The sequence below is a fragment of the Spartinivicinus marinus genome (genome assembly GCF_026309355.1).
Lineage (GTDB): Bacteria > Pseudomonadota > Gammaproteobacteria > Pseudomonadales > Zooshikellaceae > Spartinivicinus > Spartinivicinus marinus.
In genome coordinates this window covers 1,068,203-1,087,753 of the sequence record NZ_JAPJZK010000001.1, presented here as the reverse complement: position 1 = coordinate 1,087,753, position 19,551 = coordinate 1,068,203, and the positions used below count along the sequence as shown (strand labels likewise).

16 protein-coding genes are annotated in these 19,551 nt (G+C 40.6%); 6 read left to right on the top strand and 10 right to left on the bottom strand.

Annotated elements, in window-relative coordinates; genetic code table 11:
- Window positions 1-8: 8 nt before the first annotated feature.
- Window positions 9-485, top strand: coding sequence for an FKBP-type peptidyl-prolyl cis-trans isomerase (fkpB, locus tag OQE68_RS05135; protein WP_180567215.1), 477 nt, complete (start codon window positions 9-11; stop codon window positions 483-485).
- On the top strand, window positions 485-1,429 hold the full coding sequence (gene ispH, locus OQE68_RS05130) for a 4-hydroxy-3-methylbut-2-enyl diphosphate reductase (protein ID WP_180567216.1): 945 nt from the start codon (window positions 485-487) through the stop codon (window positions 1,427-1,429). Before fkpB ends, ispH begins: the two co-directional genes overlap by 1 nt.
- A gap of 52 nt (window positions 1,430-1,481) precedes the next feature.
- Here the strand turns inward: ispH and OQE68_RS30730 are convergent, their stop codons facing one another.
- The 9 genes from OQE68_RS30730 to OQE68_RS05085 form a co-directional block, all read right to left on the bottom strand.
- On the bottom strand, window positions 1,482-4,589 hold the full coding sequence (locus tag OQE68_RS30730; protein ID WP_180567217.1) for a pilus assembly protein: 3,108 nt from the start codon (window positions 4,587-4,589) through the stop codon (window positions 1,482-1,484).
- 22 nt (window positions 4,590-4,611) lie between these two features.
- On the bottom strand, window positions 4,612-4,923 hold the full coding sequence (locus OQE68_RS05120; protein ID WP_180567218.1) for a hypothetical protein: 312 nt from the start codon (window positions 4,921-4,923) through the stop codon (window positions 4,612-4,614).
- Between the two features lie 8 nt (window positions 4,924-4,931).
- Window positions 4,932-5,510: a pilus assembly PilX family protein gene (locus tag OQE68_RS05115; RefSeq protein WP_180567219.1), complete on the bottom strand. Its 579-nt coding sequence runs from the start codon at window positions 5,508-5,510 to the stop codon at window positions 4,932-4,934.
- A gap of 11 nt (window positions 5,511-5,521) precedes the next feature.
- Window positions 5,522-6,316, bottom strand: coding sequence for a PilW family protein (locus OQE68_RS05110; RefSeq protein ID WP_180567220.1), 795 nt, complete (start codon window positions 6,314-6,316; stop codon window positions 5,522-5,524).
- A 2-nt stretch (window positions 6,317-6,318) separates the two neighbouring features.
- Complete coding sequence (gene pilV, locus OQE68_RS05105; RefSeq protein WP_180567221.1) at window positions 6,319-6,885, bottom strand: type IV pilus modification protein PilV; 567 nt, start codon at window positions 6,883-6,885, stop codon at window positions 6,319-6,321.
- Between the two features lie 20 nt (window positions 6,886-6,905).
- The gene (locus OQE68_RS05100; protein WP_180567405.1) at window positions 6,906-7,484 is read right to left on the bottom strand and encodes a GspH/FimT family pseudopilin; all 579 of its coding nucleotides are present in this window, start codon (window positions 7,482-7,484) and stop codon (window positions 6,906-6,908) included.
- A gap of 121 nt (window positions 7,485-7,605) precedes the next feature.
- A complete protein-coding gene (locus OQE68_RS05095) occupies window positions 7,606-8,178 on the bottom strand; it encodes a GspH/FimT family pseudopilin (RefSeq protein ID WP_180567406.1) in 573 nt (190 codons plus the stop codon).
- Window positions 8,179-8,461: 283 nt separating this feature from the next.
- Complete coding sequence (locus OQE68_RS05090) at window positions 8,462-9,817, bottom strand: sigma-54-dependent transcriptional regulator (RefSeq protein ID WP_180567222.1); 1,356 nt, start codon at window positions 9,815-9,817, stop codon at window positions 8,462-8,464.
- 27 nt (window positions 9,818-9,844) lie between these two features.
- The gene (locus tag OQE68_RS05085; protein WP_180567223.1) at window positions 9,845-11,452 is read right to left on the bottom strand and encodes a sensor histidine kinase; all 1,608 of its coding nucleotides are present in this window, start codon (window positions 11,450-11,452) and stop codon (window positions 9,845-9,847) included.
- Window positions 11,453-11,603: 151 nt separating this feature from the next.
- Here OQE68_RS05085 and OQE68_RS05080 point away from each other — a divergent pair, with 151 nt between their 5' ends.
- Window positions 11,604-13,226, top strand: coding sequence for an NAD+ synthase (locus OQE68_RS05080; protein WP_180567224.1), 1,623 nt, complete (start codon window positions 11,604-11,606; stop codon window positions 13,224-13,226).
- 81 nt (window positions 13,227-13,307) lie between these two features.
- Here OQE68_RS05080 and OQE68_RS05075 read toward each other — a convergent pair whose 3' ends face one another.
- On the bottom strand, window positions 13,308-14,327 hold the full coding sequence (locus OQE68_RS05075; RefSeq protein WP_219339940.1) for an outer membrane protein assembly factor BamD: 1,020 nt from the start codon (window positions 14,325-14,327) through the stop codon (window positions 13,308-13,310).
- Window positions 14,328-14,799: 472 nt separating this feature from the next.
- Here OQE68_RS05075 and rluD point away from each other — a divergent pair, with 472 nt between their 5' ends.
- The 3 genes from rluD (at window position 14,800) to clpB (ending at window position 19,364) form a co-directional block, all read left to right on the top strand.
- The gene (rluD, locus tag OQE68_RS05070) at window positions 14,800-15,762 is read left to right on the top strand and encodes a 23S rRNA pseudouridine(1911/1915/1917) synthase RluD (protein WP_180567225.1); all 963 of its coding nucleotides are present in this window, start codon (window positions 14,800-14,802) and stop codon (window positions 15,760-15,762) included.
- 46 nt (window positions 15,763-15,808) lie between these two features.
- Window positions 15,809-16,594: a peptidoglycan editing factor PgeF gene (gene pgeF / locus OQE68_RS05065; RefSeq protein WP_180567226.1), complete on the top strand. Its 786-nt coding sequence runs from the start codon at window positions 15,809-15,811 to the stop codon at window positions 16,592-16,594.
- Between the two features lie 205 nt (window positions 16,595-16,799).
- Entirely contained in the window at window positions 16,800-19,364 is a 2,565-nt protein-coding gene (gene clpB, locus OQE68_RS05060; protein ID WP_180567227.1) for an ATP-dependent chaperone ClpB, read from the top strand.
- The last annotated feature ends 187 nt before the right edge of the window (window positions 19,365-19,551 follow it).

Genomic DNA, 19,551 nt, shown 5'->3' with positions numbered 1-19,551 from the left:
TCAGTTTTATGACTTCATTAGCCATAGGTCCCAACTGTCAGGTAACCATGCACTTTGCTTTGAAGCTAGCTGATGGTGCGGTAGTTGACTCAACATTTGACAAACAACCTGTCACATTTGTGGTAGGGGATGGCAACTTACCTGAAAATTTTGAGCAAACCATTTTTGGTTTACAAGCAGGAGATTACAAGGAGCTGGTATTAACCCCCGAGTATGCGTTTGGTATGCCAAACCCCAATAATATTCAGCGGATTGCGCGTAAGTCTTTTGCTTCTGATATGGAATTATCCCCAGGCTTAGTCTTGTCTTTTGCTGATGCGAATAAAGCTGAGTTGCCTGGTGTGGTGAAGTCGTTTGATGATAAAATGGTTGAAATAGATTTTAATCATCCCTTAGCTGGACAAACCCTTAATTTTGAGGTGAAAGTAATAGCTGTTGAGCCAGCAAATGAAGTAAACCAGGTGATTGATCAGGAGGGTCGCTAATGAAAATTAAATTAGCCAATCCACGAGGCTTTTGCGCGGGGGTTGATCGAGCCATTGAAATCGTCAACCGAGCGTTGGATATCTTTGGCCCACCTATTTATGTCCGTCATGAAGTAGTCCATAACAAATTTGTCGTCGAAAACCTCAAAGAAAGAGGTGCAATTTTTGTTGATGAGCTTCATGAAGTACCTGATGATGTCATTGTCATTTTTAGTGCCCATGGTGTTTCAAAAGCAGTACAAAATGAAGCGCAGGAGCGAGGCTTAAAAGTATTTGATGCGACTTGTCCATTAGTCACCAAAGTCCATATGGAAGTGGCACGCTATAGTCGTGACGGTATGGAGTGTGTGCTGATCGGCCACAATGGTCACCCAGAAGTTGAAGGTACCATGGGACAGTTCGACTACAGTTATGGTGGTAATATTTATTTAGTTGAAAATGAAGCGGATGTTGCCAAGCTAGCAGTAAAAAATCCAGAGAAACTGGCTTATGTTACCCAAACCACTTTATCAATGGATGATACGGCAAAAGTTATTGATGCCTTGAGAGCCCACTTCCCAAAAATCCAAGGGCCTCGAAAAGATGATATTTGCTATGCGACCCAAAACCGGCAGGATGCAGTTAAAGACTTGGCTGCTCAGTGTGATTTAGTGTTAGTTGTAGGGTCTCCAAATAGCTCAAACTCTAATCGTTTGCGAGAGCTGGCTGAGCGGATAGGTGCTACGGCTTATCTCATTGATAACGAAGATGAGATACAAGCAGAATGGTTGAAAAATACCAATAATATAGGCTTAACCGCTGGAGCATCAGCACCAGAGGTTCTGGTTAAAAAGGTTATCAACCGACTACAACAGCTAGGTGCTGATGCTCCAGAAGAGTTACATGGCTGTGAAGAAAATGTGGTGTTTTCGATGCCAAAGGAACTAAGGGTAAAGCAGGTTTGATTATTTTTGGTTTGAGGAAATAAAAAAGGCAGCGGAAGCTGCCTTTTTTATATTAATTATTTTTATTATCTCTCCAGAAAGTCCTGGTTATTTTTTCACCAATAGGTAGTTTTATAACATCCTCTGTGCCAACAATGACTTTGCCTTTACCTTTTGTATCGCTCTTAGGATATACAAAGGGGGTTGAAGGGATACCGCCAGCTGAGAGTTTAACAATAGTTCTACTATGATTTGTCTCTCGTTTATTTGGATCAGGCACATCACCAGCATTAAGGAACGAAGTACCATCCAAAATATTGATCAAATATAACCTGTTGTCAGCAGGAAAACCGGAACATGAGCTGGTATTAATACCGAGGTTAGATGGTGGGGAGTAAGTAGTAAACATTAAAATCCCTTCAAAGGTAGTAGAGCGACTTAATACTTTCTCACCACTAGCTGCATCTAGGTTAATAAACCAGCCTTTTTTGTTATTAAGTGCGTTGATTGCATTTTGTTTTGTTGTGCCTGTAGCGGTACCAATAGTATTGCTTGTTGCATCATATAAGTCTGATGATGTGATAGTGGTATAACTGCTTGGTTCAGAAAAAACATCATAATTTTTAAAAACATAAAAACGATCATTAATGCTGCTGTCAGACTTTGGAAACGCTCGGTTTCCTGATCCAATAGCTACTACAAAATAGGTTGCTTGACCACGCTCTTGTACAAATGAAACGTCAGGCATTTCAAAGAAACGTCTTGCATCTGTTGCATTTGTAGCACTTCCAAAATTTGCGATGCGTCCTCCTTTAATGGATGAGGCATCAACATTAATGGTTTTATCTAGTGGGATATCAAAGCGCCAAATTTGTCCGCCAATATCTGAAGCAAATAGTTTGTCTACTAGGTCATCTCCATTGACATCAATCCCAGAGATTTCGCCAGGAATACTGTATTTCATGTTGGAAAGAGAAAGGTTGGCACCGCTTGCAGAAGAGGCCCACCATAGTACATCGCCATTCTTAGCATCGACGATGTAGACAGCACGCCCCATAGTACTTTCACTGGTATCATTTTTAATATCTCTAGAGGTAGCGCTTTCAACATAACCACCACCAAATACAAGAACAACTTTAGTGCTTGAGCCCCAGCGAATTTTCATCACTTTGGGCTTAGACCAAGTGTATCCAAGCTCACTATAATCTGAGTCGGTATGGGTTTTCTTCCATAATAGCTTGGGGGTACTTCGGTTAGTAACATCAAAGGCGTATAAAATACGTCCTCCTCGGCGCATACCTGCATAAAGATAGGCATGCTCGCCGCTATCAGCAGAACTATTTACACCACTACCGGTCAAAATGTCTCCATCATGGTTTTTGTCATTAACCCACACATCAATAGGTCCATCTAAGCCGTATGTTTTGGTAAATTGAGTAGGGGTTTTTCCTTCACTATCACGATATATTTTTAAGTTTTTGATTAACTCACTAGGAATATATGCAAACTGTTCTGTTCCGCTATCACTTGTTTCCTTTGTTTCGGTTACTTGTTTACCGCCTGTAGTAGTCGTTACTTCTGTAGTTGAGACATTAAATCCATGTAAAAATCCTAAATTTGAACCAAAAAATGCTGTTGCATCTAATTTTTTATTATTAACATCAGAATTATCTTTATAGTATGTGATTACTTGCAGACCAGAGTGAAGCGGGTCGCCGATACGTGACTTAACCCAATTTAGAATTTCTGTTCGTTCAGTTTCAGGGTTAGCACTTGATATTCCAAACAATGAATAATCCTTTTGCTCACTGATAGGTTTATTTTCGATGACACTGTTACTAGGGTTAATAATATCAGTAATCATAATTCGATTATTTGGTAATTTATCTAGAGCTCCCCCTTTGCTTACATCCTGACCATCTTTTTGCGTACTCCAAAAACTAAAAGAGCTATCTTTAAAAAAACCTGAATTACTAATAGCAACGCTTTTATTTTTATCAATAATCTCACCTATATCATTAAATTTATAGTGCTTTAAGTTGCCAATCCAATGAGGCCCGACTTCAGGCTTGAATAGCGGATAATATAGATCCTTAGTTAAAGAAAGCACATTAAATGAACTGACAGGCACAGAGGGTGGAGCAAGAGTACTGCCCCCTGGAGGAGCTTTTCCTACAGCACTTTCTAGTGCTTTTTTGATTTGTGCTGGTGTATTTGCAGAACTGAAGGTTCCACCGCTCCTTGCAGCTGCACTGATTATTAATTGGCTATTACTATAGTTTAAACCAAAGCCTCCTATTGTATGAACAGCTATATTGTGATCCCCTGCAAGCCTAGTATTTAAATCAGTATCACCTAGATACCATGCAAGTTCATCAAGGCAATTAGTACCACTTTTTGGTCCGTGACAGCTTTTAGATAGCGCCAATAGTTTTGGATCTGAAGGTGTGCCAGTAGGTTTGGATGAGAGAGAGAAGCTTGCAGGAAAATCAGTACTAACTGGTAATTTACTTTTAGAAATTAAGGTTTTAATTTGTCTATCATATGTTTGATCTGTAGATGGTTCTCCATCTGTAAAATAGACAATGCTATTTGTTTGGCAGGCTTTAAAAGGGGAGCTACCTCCAACGAAATGTTGATATGCTTGATACAAGGTATCAGATAGTGGCGTGCCACCATTAGCAGGTATTCCGTATATTTTATTAATTATATTCTGTCTAGTTGAGTCGGGAGTATTTTTATCTAAATGGATAAAATTCTGAACAACTCCGTTGAAAGTACGAATAGCAAGGTATATATCACTTTTATTTGCAACTAGGTCTGCTGCTGCGTCTTTTATGATTTGGCTTCGAGTGCGTGTTCTATTAACGCCTAATCTGTTTATAAGTCTTCGGTTTGACCCATTGACATTATAACTAGTTTGGTCAACCTGGTTAGTAGGGCGATCGCTAGTGGCAAATTTTCCTAGGTTGTAGTTACTTCTATAGTTTGATTTAACTTCAACTACTCCACCATTGAATTGTGTGCTCATGCTTCCTGAAGAGTCTAAAATAAGTAAAATATTAGGATCTTCATTTTTAGTGAAGAATACTTCAGTATCATCTGCCTTTAAGAAGAGGCTTGTAAATAAAGTAGTTGAAAATAAAGTGCATGAAATAAAATAACGATATAACTTAGTCACGAATTATTTCCTCGATAAAAAACTAGTTTGAGGTGGTTACTTCTACTATTTCATTGGTTGTGTCGGAGTATGAAACCACACCACCTTTAAACTCCAATGAAAATAGCTTTTCTGGAGTTACTTTTTTACCATTTAAGTAGATAGATTTTTTTTTATGTACTTTAAGAACTATAGGAGGACATTCTTTGCAGGCATAAACTTCTGTAGTAACATGTTTTCCCTTTGAACCAAAATAGAATTTTATGATCGATGCTTCAATTGAAACTTCATCGCTTAATGCTATTGAGGGAATAAGTAATAAAAATAGTGAGTAAGTTAGTATTGTTTTTTTCATTTTTTTTTTTAATCCTCGACAATTATGTTTTGGTTTTTATTTTTATAACTAAAACCGTAGGTTTGCCTGGATGCGGCAATTATATTTCTATCAGTTGTTCCAGGGGCGTCACCCATTTCGGAATTAGAGTTTAGATCAAAGTGATACAAAACATATCCTTCTTTTATATCAGCAGAGCTTGTAAACTTTTTAGATGGTCCAATTGATGCAGTTTTGTAGTTATAAAGAACACTAGAGTTTATGTGTATACCTCTCTGATTTTCGTAGACAGTTTTATTTTTTGGGTCGTACTGACTGGCATCAGTAAACTTATATGTCTTTTGCTCTTTCGTTCCTGTTTTATTGGCATTAGCTTTGTCTATTGCTTTGACAAGGTCTTTATCTGTTGCATCACCAAGTAATCGAACAATTTGTGAATCTAACTCACTTAATGCCACTTGAAAGTTTTCTAGCTGTCGCTGGGTATTTCCAGTCATGGTTTCTTCAAGAGATGAGGTTGAAATAGCTGCTAAGCCAATGATAGTAAATATTGTTAATAACACTAGGCTTACAATTAAAGATGAGCCTTGTTGAGTATTAATTTTCATATTAATTCCTTTTAAATAGAATTATTAATTCGAACGGTGGTAGTATAGATGTGTCGTTGTGTACCTCCGTTGAGTTTGATTTCTTGGCCGAGTACTTTATATGTATTTTTTGGCCCTACAGCAGGTTTTTCCTCTCCTGAATTGACTAATACTCCAATTTTAACTGTTCGTATATTTTGCCACATGCCTGAACCAACTTTGTCTGCACTTAAGTATTGAGTTTTGTCATCGTTATCTCGAACACCATATAGCACTTGCATACTTTGAACTCCGCTCAATAGTGCCTGATTATTTGTGATTTTGACTTCTCGTGATGGGCTGTAACTACTACAGGAAAGGTCATCACCATCTATAAAGTAAATATTTACAATGGTTTGATTGGCTGATGTATTCGATGGGTCTCTAATATCTGCTCCAGCACAATCTAATTGATCAGTAGGCTCAAAAAATACAGATAATCTATCCGAGCTATTATTAGCAGGATCATTTCCTTCTACTGCTAATAGATCATTTGTACAGTTTGCTAAGTTTGCTGTTGTTGAACCAGGTTTTAAACAATCTTTAAGAAAAAATGGAATAGCATCACGCTTACCTGGTTCTTGGTAACCTGCAGACCTAATATCTTGTGCAATAAAGTCTAAGGAAAACCTTCCATTTTCTTGAATTCTAGATAAAGTTTCATTTTGGCGAAATGTTTGGGTGACTCCTAAAAAAAGTTGTAAGATACCAGCGATTAATAGTAAGCCTAATACTAGTGCGATCATCAACTCAACTAGTGACATCCCTTGTTGTTTATAAAAATGCATGGTTAACCTTCTAATCTAATTATTAATTCAACTGTTGGATTATCACTACCGCTTCCAGTCGTTTTGGTTGTTCTTTGAAAGCTTGTTTGTGCTTCCTCCCACTCTAAGGTAATGTGTATGTCTGATCCGTCAGCACAACTTGTAGGTGTACATACTAGGTAGGGATTAACTCTAGGCAGTGGAGTGGTACTTGCATCTGCACAAAAAAGATCCCAAGCATCATATCTTGCTAACTGTTCATCGTTGCAAGTATTTGTTGCGTCACAAGCTTTACTTGGAGTGGAGCAGGGTTTGTCTGAGCCTGGGTTGGCAGAGATCTCAGCTCTAACAGTATTAATAGCATTTAAATAGTGTTGATTACTGACAGCACTTGGATTTGCTCTCATTCTCTCTGCAAGTTCTTGTGCCATCCAAATAGCTTGTGAGCGTTGGCCTGACTGATAGGTGCTTTTCATTGATTGTGCTTGCATACCTGCTAAACCAAGCAAACCAATTGCTATCACCAGAATAGTAATTAAAACTTCAATTAAACCAATTCCTTGTTGTTTATTTATTGCTTGATATTTCATCTTTGATTCCAGGTAATTATTTAAAGTCTGTAGTTGCATTGGTTTGCTGGAATAGGGTTAGCAGGACTATTTTTGCTACTGTGCTTAGTCTTTTCTGCTCTACCAATTCGGTTTAACTCAAAAGCAGTGCCATCTCTACGTTTATCGCAGACTCTTAGTATGAAGTTTCCGTTGGTATCCTGGGGGATGTTAGATGCAGTGATTAAACCTTTTGCGTTAAAACGAAAATTGCCTGCATTAGTGGTAAGATTACCCGCTATTGAAAGTTCAAGATCACCTCGACCTTCTTTAATGATCGATTCGCCTGTATCTAGGGTATTGTTTGAGTTTGCATCTAAATAAATTGACCAGTTATATCGCCAGTCATTGAGAGAGCCTGCATTAGTGTTTCTGGTGAATTCTAAGCTTACTTCAGTGCTTCTTTTAATCGCCTCACTTTTAGCCAAACTAAGACTGTTAACCAATTGATTTGTCTCAGAAAAGACCCGATAATCCTGTATAAAATTTCCAAACCACGGAATACTAAAAGCGGCAATAAAACCAACTATAGAGATTACTATCAACAACTCGATCAGTGTAAAACCTTGAGTGCGCTGCATGATGCGTGGCCTCCTGTAATAAACTTATCACGCATTCTCCATACAGGCTTAATATAGTCACTGATCAACCGATAAGCAGGATATTTTGTAACCTAACTGGTTATTTAGCTGAAAAAAACTACTAACAGTTCTCGTTTAGTATTTTTTCGGCGTCACGACTTTGACGAGGTGGGGTGTTGTGGCGAACTCTGCCAACAAAATTGACAATTAATTGTCGGGGAGGGTAACTTTCTTGACTTATAGGACATAAAGTAATGCGGCCAAAAATAGGGCGGGATAGTCCTTCTGGGTGATACCGCAAATACTGCCTTCGTGATGATAGGCGAGCATTAATATAGCCATTGATATTAATATGTATGATTTTTAATAATTTCTCGTCATTATCTAATTGGCCGTTTTTATTTGGGTCTGTAAAGATCATTAGCTCTTCAGTTTGCCAGTGAGGTAAACATTGTTCGCCTTTACTTGGGCAAATAGCTACAAAGGTTTGTTGAGTAATGGCATAGTCGCGAGTTAGATGAATAGCGCTATGCAGTTGCAGCATTGTGGTGCGTTCTTGATAGTTATGAATCATTGAACTCAATGCTGGAATGCCAATGCTGATTATCAGCGAAAAAACTGTAATAGTTGTAAGTAATTCAATTAATGTGAAACCTGCTGAATTTGCTTGATATAAATCCTTATATTTGTTCATTAGAGTCCCTATTAGTGCTGTTGATTTTTTTGCAGTGTAAGGATTCTTAGAAAGCTATGTTGTTAACCACTGAACAGAATTATTTTTGTATTGCTCGAAAGAGAGGGTTTTAAATGAAAATGTTAATTGCTTATTATTGTGGGTTTTGATTTTGCTAAAAAGAAGTAGGTGTGTTGATAAGTACGATGTGTTGAATGGTAGATTAAAAGTAAAAAATGCTTGATGAGTGATGTGGTATTTTAAATGGCTAATTAATAAAAATTGAGTTTGGAAGCTGTGGATTTTATTCTAAATCAAGTTTTTTTAATCGATAACGAAGTGCGCGAAAAGTAATGCCAAGTTTTTTTGCTGCAGCTGTTTTATTCCAGCGAGTTTCTTCTAAGGCCTGAACAATAGCTTTGCGCTCTAGATCTTCTAAATAGTCTTCCAATGAACTAACCCCTTCAACTGGTAGTGATTTATCTTGTATAGTCAATAGACTATTAGAGTCAATGTCGCTTAATCTTAGATCATCTTTTTTAATTAAATCCTCTTCACAAAGGGTAAATGCTCTTTCGAGAGTATTTTCTAACTCTCTGACATTGCCTGGAAAAGGATAGTTTTTTAATGTAGTTAAGGCTTCATTTGAGAGTTTTGGTGGATCAAGGTCACAGCTGTTGGCAATTTTTTGCAAAAAGTGTTCTGAGAGTAAAGGTATATCTTCAGAACGATCTCTTAATGGAGGAACTTTTAATTCGATAACATTAATCCGATAAAACAAGTCCTGGCGGAAACTCCCTTCATTGACCAGCTGACTCAGGTCTTTATGGGTGGCGCTAAGGATTCGAACATCTACTTTAATTTCGGTTTCGGTGCCTACTGGACGGATGGATTTTTCTTGAATTGCCCTTAGTAGTTTTACTTGCATCGACATTGGTAAATCTGCGACTTCATCTAAAAATAATGTACCATTATCTGCCGCTTGAAATAAACCTGGCTTATCATTTACGGCCCCGGTAAAGCTTCCTTTTTTATGACCAAAAAACTCACTTTCCATTAGCTCTGTGGGGATTGCACCACAATTAACGGGGATAAAAGGCGCATCTACTCGTGGGCCTTCATCATGAATGAGTCTGGCTACTAGCTCTTTGCCGCTGCCTGATTCACCACTGATATAAACAGGGGCTTGGCTTCTGGCTAGTTTTATTACTTGCTTACGTAATTGTTTAATGGCTTTAGATTCTCCTAGCAGTTTGATTTCACTGGTTGTTTTCTTGGTATCGTGATGGGGTTTGTTAAGTTTTAATGCTGAGCTGACCAAATCACGCAGTCGTTGTAAGTCGACTGGTTTCGATACAAAATCAAATGCGCCAGCTTTTAATGCGGTAATGGCTGTATCCATGTTGCCGTAGGCTGTAATCATTGCGACAGGTGTTTTACTGTATTTTTGTTGAATATATTTTACTAGGTCGATGCCGTTACCATCAGGCAGGTTCATATCGGTTAAACAGAGATCAAATGTTTTATGGTTTAAGTGCTGGTATGCCTGGTCGAGGCTGTCAGCAGACTCTGTATCAATTTTCATTCTTCCTAGAGTGATTTCCAGTAGTTCCCTAATATCAGGCTCATCATCAACTATTAATGCCAAGGGATTTGCCATGGGTAATATTACCTTATTCTTACCAAATTAATGCTCTAAATAACTTTGATTTCGTTGCGGATGGGCAAAAGTGATTCTAAAGCAACACCCACCCTGACTCCTTTTGATTAAGTCTAGGCTGGCTTGGTTGGCTTCACATAATTCCCTTGAGATATATAGTCCTAATCCTGTACCTGTGGTTTCAGTTGTATAAAAAGGCTCAAAAACTTGTTCTGCCAGACCATTTTGGATACCTGGCCCTTTATCAATAATATCCACACAAGGTTGTCCTGTATCGGATTTAATATGAGTAATGATTTTTATATAGGCTTCACCACAGGTTAGGTAGCTATAGCGTAGGCCATTTTGGCAAAGGTTGGTGACTATCTGACTTAATTGGTGGGGGTCAAATACCACTTCGATAGGTGTACTGTTGTTTTGAATATCAAATACTGGAGACTGAATATTGGTAAAGTGTTCTTCATTTAAATGTTTTTTTAACCAAGGCTCAAGTAAAAATGTTTCTGGCTGCGTTTGTTTGCGCTTAGCCACTTGTAAAATATTTTCAATAATATTATTCACTCGTTTAGAGTGGTTTTGGATGATCTCAATCAGACGAATATCAGCGGAGGTAATATCCGGTGACTCGTTAAGTAATTGTGCGGCATGACTAATGGCACCTAGAGGGTTTCTGATTTCGTGAGCAATACTGGCAGTAAGGCGGCCCAAAGAGGCTAGTTTAAGCTGTTGGGCTTGCTGGGTAAGCAATGATATATCATCTAAAAATACTAATGTATTAATGTGGCCACTAACGGGAAGTCGAGTGAAGCTTGCTTTTACCTTTGGACTTGCGGAGGTTGCTTGAAACGGTTCAATGTGAGCTCTAGGATTGTTTTGCCATAGTGTGAGTGCTTGTTTGAGTTGTGGTGATGCCTGCTCTAGTGTTTTGGGATAATCTGTACTGTTAAGTAATAATTTGGCGGCTTCATTCATCATTACCAATAATTGATCATGACTGATTACAAGAATGCCTGTACGCATTCGTTGAATGATAACCTGATTGAGTTTTTGTAAGTTAAAAAATTCTGTTCGGCGTTGTTCTGCAAGTGCTTCACTGCGACTTAATCGTTCGGATAAGCTTTGGATAAAAAAAGCAGTAGCAAAATAAATAATACCTAATAAACCACTACTAATATGGGTTTGTAAACCAATAGTTAATTGAGTGCTGCGAAATAAAGTAATTACAACAATACAAAGTGAGGCAATAGCAGCAAGTAACAGGCCTAGCTTACCTCGAATAAGAATATTACCCGCCGCCACAGATACGACAACTAAATTACCAAAAGCCAAGTTTTTTGACGTCTGCAATGAAAGTAGCAAGCTTAATAGCAAAATATCTGTGCAGCAGATACAAAAAGTGACAGGTGAAGACGTCGAGTGATGTATGCTGATGAGAACAATGATATTAATGAATAAGTAAACAACAGCGAATAGCTGTAGTGACTTCAAATTAGTAGGGTTAAACAGTACCGTATTGATGGGGCTGAATGCACTAAGGGTAAGTACCAGCCCTAAAAAGGTGCGATAAAGGTTATATATACGCAACACTCTAAGATTAAGGTTGGCTGGTGGCCCAGTTGAAGTCTTATTGTTCATTTTAATGACGAAAGCAGTTTTTATTCGGTTTGTTTCAGTTTAGCAAACCCCGTTATGGTTAAGAGAAGAAAAGGGTTAGTGAACTCTGTTCTTTAACTAAAATTAATGGGACAATAGGCTTGTTAACAACCAGTTCAATGTGGGGATGGTTATGGCGGCTGTATTACGAATTGTAATGGCGCAAGTGAATGTGCTGGTGGGGGATTTGGAAGGAAACACCCAGCGAATCATTGAAACAGCACAGCAGGCAAAGCAGCAGTTTGCGGCGGATATCGTTGTTTTTCCAGAGCTATGTATCTGTGGGTATCCACCAGAAGACTTATTATTGCGAGACAGTATGCAAGTTCGAGTGCAACAGTCGCTTAATAAGCTGAGCGAAGTTACTGATATTTGCCTGGTATTAGGGGCTCCTGGAGGAGTCAATAGCGAATATAACCAAGCTGTTGTACTAAATGGAGGTCAACAGCTGGCTGTGTATTCAAAGCAATGTCTGCCCAATTATCAGGTATTTGATGAGCGGCGTTACTTTGTGCCTGGCCAGGAGGCTGGTGTATTTGAATACAAGGGAGTCAAGATTGGCTTGACGGTTTGTGAGGACATCTGGTTTTCAGAGCCGGTTATGCAGGCAAAAGCGGCAGGAGCTGAGCTGATATTAAGCCTTAATGCATCACCCTTTCACCGTGGTAAAGAGGTAGAGCGTAGAGAAGTTGCTAAGCAGCGCTGTTTAGAGGCACAGCTGCCAATGGTTTATGTTAACCAAATAGGTGGGCAGGATGAGCTGGTATTTGATGGTGGCTCTTTTGCCATGGATAAGGATGGAGAAGTGGCAGTGCAGGCTGAGTTTTACCAGGAAGGACTGTACTTAGCCGAATATAATATTGCTGACCAACACTTTGTAAAGCAAACCAACCAGCCTGAAATCCCTGAATTACTTCCCAGTATTTATCAAGCGCTGGTGCTAGGTGTTCGAGATTATGTCAATAAAAATGGCTTTAAAGGCGTGGTATTGGGTTTGTCTGGGGGAATCGACTCTGCATTGACTTTGGCAGTAGCTGTGGATGCTTTGGGCAAAGACCGGGTTGAAGCGGTAATGATGCCGTTTCGCTATACCTCGCAAATGAGCTTGGAAGATGCTGAGCAAGAAGCAAATACGCTAGGGGTACGCTATTCTGTGCTGCCAATAGAGCCAATGTTTAATGCTTTTATGGAAACATTGGCTGAAGAGTTTACTGGTACCAAAACAGATACGACAGAAGAAAACTTACAAGCCCGTTGCCGTGGTGTGTTACTCATGGCTATTTCTAACAAGAAAGGCTATTTGGTATTAACTACGGGTAACAAAAGTGAAATGGCTGTGGGATATGCCACTTTATATGGTGATATGGCGGGGGGCTTTGATGTCCTGAAAGATGTGCCAAAGTCTATCGTTTATCAACTGTCGCGCTATCGTAACCAGCATGGCGTTGTTATTCCTGAACGAGTGATTGAGAGACCACCTTCTGCTGAATTAGCACCGGATCAAGTCGACCAGGACTCACTGCCTCCTTATGACATACTGGATGAAATTCTGGCGCTTTACATAGAACAGGATAAAAGTGCTGAGGCTATTATTGAAGCAGGTTTTAATCGTGACGATGTGTATCGAGTTTTACGGTTAGTGGATATTAATGAATATAAGCGACGTCAGGCTGCTATTGGGGTGAGGGTTACCGCTAGAGGGTTTGGTCGTGACCGACGCTATCCAGTGGTCAATGGCTGGAAGCTGGGTATTTAACTAGCAGCTCTTTGAAATAAAAAAAAGGGAAGTATTACTTCCCTTTTTTGTAAGTTGTTGGCTAACCTGTTTAGGTTAAATCTACTCAGTAGCTTCGGGCTCTTCTGAATGCTCAGAGCCATCATCTCCCACCACGCCAAAAGTCATTATATTTAACCAGGAACGGTCACCACTGGTTTGTTCATCTTCAGTTTTTTCCTGCTCTTTCTCTTCAGCAGGCTCTACTGCCTGTTGACGGCTTGGCGGAATGCTTTCTTCTGGGTCGTCTAATAAGCCAAAGCTGACAATATTCCAAACTGATGGGTCAACATCATAGTAAACCTTGTACTGAACAAAGTTGCCCTGACTATCCAGTGCTGGGTGTTTAGGGTAGTTGGTTCGCAGGACCTTTAAGGCATTGTTAGACGCTTTGGTTAGCCCTAAATGCTGGTTGGCTTCAACTAATATTGCTAGTGCATCAGGAATAGCGGGGGTTTCCTGCATGTTTTCAACCACGAAACGAGCTCGGTTAGCAGCCGCTACATACGCTTTTCGTTTCATATAGTAGTTAGCCACATGAATTTCATAGCGTGACAATTGGTTACGTAGGTGAATCATCCGCTTTTGGGCATCAGGTGCATAGCGACTATTTGGGAAACGCTTAAGCAGTTCAGAAAACTCATTGAACGAATCTCTTGCCTGACCGGGGTCACGCTTACTCATATCAATTTCAACAAAGCGCTCGATAAAGCCTACATCAGCAGTATAGGAAGCCAGCCCCTTCATATAATAGGCGTAGTCAACATTCTCATGCTGGGGGTGCAAGCGAATAAAGCGTTCTGCTGAAGCTTTTGCCGCTTCTTGCTCCTGGTTTTTGTAGTAGGCAAAAATAAGGTCAAGCTGGGCTTGCTCAGCATAAGAGCCAAAGGGGAAGCGAGACTCTAAGGCGCGGAGTTTATCAATTGCATTGCTATAGTTGCTGGTATCGAGTGCAAGCTGAGCCTGTTGATAAAGCTCGGCTTCAGTTAACTCTTCAGGGATATCTTGCTTGCTATCGGAAGCACAGGCACTGAGCAATAACGCCAGGCTTAGCAATAATGAATACTTGATCATGCGCACCATTAATAGAGTTCCTTAGCTGTGGCTTAAATACCCTTCACATTGGGTATAATGTAATCACCAATAAATAAAATGGCGTTTATTTAAATACTAATGGGGTAAGCTTCCCATAAGCTGCCATTGGTTGACGATAGCTGTCAAATAAGGCTTTTGTACTGCAATTTGAAACACTTTCATTAAACACTGCTGTTTTTTAGTAGTGCTCTTTGCTAACACATTCTACAAGGTGCTTATGAATGGCATAACGGCTGATAGTTGATGTTCTAGTTTGCCTGAAGCTTAACTGTGGTAAACTTTCAGGTGCTTATATCATGACTATCATTCACTTATTAACATTAACCGTTTTAACATTTACCATTCACACCGGTTGTAAAAACGTGAAGCGGCTTCAAAATAATCGCTGTATTTAACCACAGCTAGTGAAGTAAACCAAAGTAAACCCCTGTAGTTGACAATATTTTGCGAAAATCATCCCATGGCTGAACATATTGTACTGGAATCTGTTGTACCTTTTGAGCAGGGTGGTAGCCGATTAGACCAAATTGCGGCCCACTGCTTTCCTGATTTTTCCAGAGCTAAGCTGCAAGCTTGGATTAAGCAAGGGGAGTTAACTGTTGATAATGAAACTCGCAAACCAAAAGATAAACTCTACGGTGGTGAACTGTTGCGTTTGAATGCTCAGGTCGAAAATGATGAAACCCATCAGCCGGAAGAAATCAGCCTCAATATTGTTTATGAAGATGACGATATTGTGGTGCTTAATAAGCCTGAAGGTTTGGTAGTGCATCCTGCAGCTGGTCATCATAGTGGTACATTATTAAATGCCTTATTGCATCATTGTCCTGATTTAGCCAGTGTACCTCGTGCAGGAATAGTCCATCGGCTGGATAAAGACACTACGGGCATTATGGTGGTGGCAAAAAATTTAGCCGCACATACCAGTTTAGTGGCTCAGTTGCAGGATAGAGTGATATCCCGTGAATATGAGGCAATCGCTTGCGGGGTAATGACGGCGGGAGGCACAGTAGATAAGCCACTAGGCCGTCATCCAACTCAACGAACCAAAATGGCAGTGATTGATTCTGGCAAAGAAGCGGTTACTCATTATCGGGTATTGCATCGGTTTCGTGCCCATACCCATGTACGAGTAAAACTGGAAACAGGGCGCACCCATCAAATCAGAGTGCATATGAGTCATATTCACTACCCACTGGTTGGCGACCAAGTTTACGGCGGGCGCCTGAAACTGCCAAAAGGTGCAAGCAGTGAGTTTATTAACACACTACAGCAATTTAAACGACAGGCGCTGCATGCTCGGCAACTGGGTTTATATCACCCAACAACTGATGAATATATGGAGTGGGAAATTCCCTTACCTGATGATTTTGAGCAACTACTACAAATGCTGTCTGATGATCTGCATCAGTGTTATGAGTAGTTAAACTGTGCAATGAATAATTGAATAGAGCTATGAGTCGCTAGTGGTGGAAAATATTACCCCTCAATTGTTAATACCTGATTGGCCTGCCCCTGCTGCTGTGCGCTCACTTGTGACTACCAGGCAGTGTGGTGCAAGCCAAGCACCTTACGATCATTTTAATCTTGCATTACATGTTGGCGATGATGCTGAGCAAGTTAAAGCTAATCGGCAGTGGTTGAAAGATCAGTTTTCCCTTCAGCACATTCAATGGCTTGATCAAGTGCATGGTACGGATGTCATTGCAGCACAATATACAGCTGCTGAGGTAGAATCAGTAGAGGAAGCGGTAGACGAAATAGTGCCAAAAGCTGATGCTGCTGTTACGAGTCAGCCCCAACTGGCTTGTGCAGTGATGACGGCAGACTGCTTACCCGTCCTATTTTGTTCCAAGCAGGGAGATTGGGTCGGTGCAGCCCATGCGGGTTGGCGAGGGTTGGCTGCGGGTATATTACAGCAATTGGTTTGTGATTATACGGGAGAAAAACAAAACTTAATGGCCTGGCTTGGCCCTGCCATTGGTCCTCAGCATTTTGAGGTAGGGCCAGAAGTGAAGCAGGCCTTTCAGTACTTAGGTGTCGATGCCAAAACAGCATTTCAGCTAAGCAATAGGCCAGGTCATTATTATGCTGACCTTTATTTGTTAGCAAAGTTGCAGTTGAATCAGCTAGGGATTGACCAAGTTTACGGTGGTGGCTTTTGCACCTATAGTGACCACCAACGTTTTTATTCTTATCGGCGCTCCCCGCAAACGGGCCGAATGGCATCTTTGATTTGGCGAGAAGCGCCGTAAATCTATTCAACTGCTTTAAGTCAACAGGCAGTCCTTGAAAACTTTTTAATAAGCTCCATATAAACTAGTAAGTAAGCATCCTGGTAGGCTCAGGAGCAAAAGCGCGCAAATCTCACCGGTGAAACTTTCCTTTGACTAACTGCTGCTATTTTTAAACAACAGTTATGGCCTACTTATGTAAAAAATTTATAGGTGGAAACAGCAAATGAGAGTTGATCGACTGACCAGTAAACTACAAATGGCATTGGCTGATGCCCAGTCAATAGCTGTGGGGCGTGATCACAATTACCTTGAGCCAGTGCATTTAATGATGGCCCTGTTAGAGCAAAAAGGTGGCTCTATCAGACCTTTATTGATGCAGGTGGGTTTCGATGTTAATCAGTTAAAGCAAGGTTTTGAAAAGGCATTAGATAATCTTCCTGTTGTATCAAGCGGTGATGGCGATGTTCAAATGTCACCCCAGCTTGGGCGGCTATTAAACCTGGCAGATAAATTATCGCAAAGGGCGGGTGACCAGTTTATTTCCAGTGAAACTATTTTGTTAGCTGCAATGGAAGACAAAGGCCAAGTAGGAGAGCTGCTAAAGACCCAGGGAGTTAGTCAGCAAGCGCTTGAAACAGCAGTTAAAAACTTGCGTGGTGGCCAAGCAGTAAATGATCCTAATGCAGAAGAACACCGTCAGGCACTGGATCGCTACACCATTGATTTAACGGTTAAGGCAGAAAAAGGTCAGCTGGATCCAGTGATTGGTCGAGATGATGAAATACGCCGGACTATACAAGTATTGCAGCGTCGCACCAAAAACAACCCCGTTCTGATTGGAGAGCCTGGGGTGGGTAAGACTGCAATTGTAGAAGGTTTAGCCCAGCGTATTATTAATGGTGAAGTACCCGATGGTTTAAAAGACAAGCGTATTTTAGCGTTAGATATGGGAGCACTGATTGCCGGCGCAAAATTTCGTGGTGACTTTGAAGAGCGGTTAAAAGCCGTTTTAAACGAGCTGGCGAAACAAGAAGGACGAATCATTTTATTTATTGATGAGCTGCATACCATGGTAGGTGCAGGTAAAGCTGAAGGTGCAATGGATGCCGGTAATATGCTAAAGCCTGCTCTGGCTAGAGGTGAATTGCACTGCGTCGGTGCAACGACTTTAGATGAGTACCGACAATATGTAGAAAAAGATGCAGCACTGGAGCGTCGCTTTCAAAAAGTCATGGTTAATGAGCCCAATGAAGAAGACACTATTGCTATTTTGCGTGGTTTAAAAGAGCGCTACGAAGTACATCATGGGGTGGATATTACTGACTCTGCCATTATAGCGGCTGCTAAGCTCTCTCACCGATATATTACTGATCGACAACTGCCGGATAAAGCTATTGACTTAATTGATGAAGCGGCCAGTCGGATCCGGATGGAAATGGATTCTAAACCAGAAAGTATGGATCGGTTGGAGCGGCGTTTAATTCAGTTAAAAATTGAGCGTGAGGCACTGAAAAAAGAAGATGATGAGGCATCCAAAAAGCGTTTAACGAAACTTCAGGATGATATCAGTAAACTGGAAAAAGAGTACTCTGATTTAGAAGAGGTCTGGAAGTCTGAAAAAGCATCATTACACGGTTCGCAAAAAATTAAGGAGGAGTTAGAGCGGGTGCGTACCGAACTGGATGCGGCCCGTCGGAGTGGTGATTTAGCCAGAATGTCTGAATTGCAGTATGGTCGAATTCCAGAGCTGGAAAAGCAGCTAGATTTGGCAAGTCAGGCCGAAATGAGCGATATGCGCTTGCTGCGAAATCGTGTGTCAGAGGAAGAAATTGCTGAAGTGGTGTCGAAGTGGACTGGTATACCTGTTGCCAAAATGTTGGAAGGTGAGCGAGAGAAACTGCTTCGAATGGAGGATGCCCTACATAAAAGAGTCATTGGTCAGGATGAGGCAGTGCTTGCCGTATCGAACGCAGTGCGTCGATCTCGGGCTGGGTTAGCTGACCCTAATCGCCCCAATGGTTCATTTATGTTTTTAGGGCCAACTGGGGTTGGTAAAACAGAGTTATGTAAGGCACTTGCTGAGTTTTTGTTTGACACTGAAGAAGCGATCATTCGTATTGATATGTCTGAGTTTATGGAGAAACATTCAGTCGCTCGGCTAGTAGGTGCACCTCCAGGGTATGTTGGCTATGAAGAAGGAGGTTATCTGACCGAGGTGGTGCGTCGTCGCCCTTATTCAGTAGTGTTATTGGATGAAGTGGAAAAGGCTCATCCGGATGTATTTAATATTTTGTTGCAAGTGTTGGAAGATGGGCGTTTAACCGATGGCCAGGGGCGTACGGTTGATTTTAAAAATACCGTAGTGGTCATGACATCTAACCTGGGTTCAGACTTAATTCAAAAGCAAACTCATGACTTTGAAACACTAAAAGCAACCTTAATGGATGTTGTGGGAGATCATTTTAGGCCAGAGTTTGTTAACCGAGTTGATGAGCTAGTGGTTTTTCATGGTTTATCGGTAGGACAAATTAAAGGTATTGCTGAAATACAATTGAGTCGCTTACGGCAGCGACTACAGGAAAAAGATTTAAATCTACAGCTGGCAGACAGTGTGATTGATAAGTTAGTGAATGTAGGTTTTGATCCTGTTTATGGTGCTCGACCACTAAAAAGAGCGATTCAGCGCTGGCTGGAAAACCCATTAGCACAAGAAATATTAGCTGGTAAGTATAGTCCTGGTGAAACTATAGAGGTGAACTTGGTGGATGACCAAATAAGTTTTGGCTAATAGAGGCTATTACAGGATTCAGCGCTAGTACTTGACAACTAACGGCGTAACTGCTGTAAAGTGGGAGTCTAAATTGCAGTCAATAGTGCATTCTGTATGTTTGAGTGTTTAGTAGCCAATAACTTACTGAGCGCTTCTAGTTTATAGAGTGCTCAATGAAGTGTAACGTTGTAAGCAGCGAATGCTT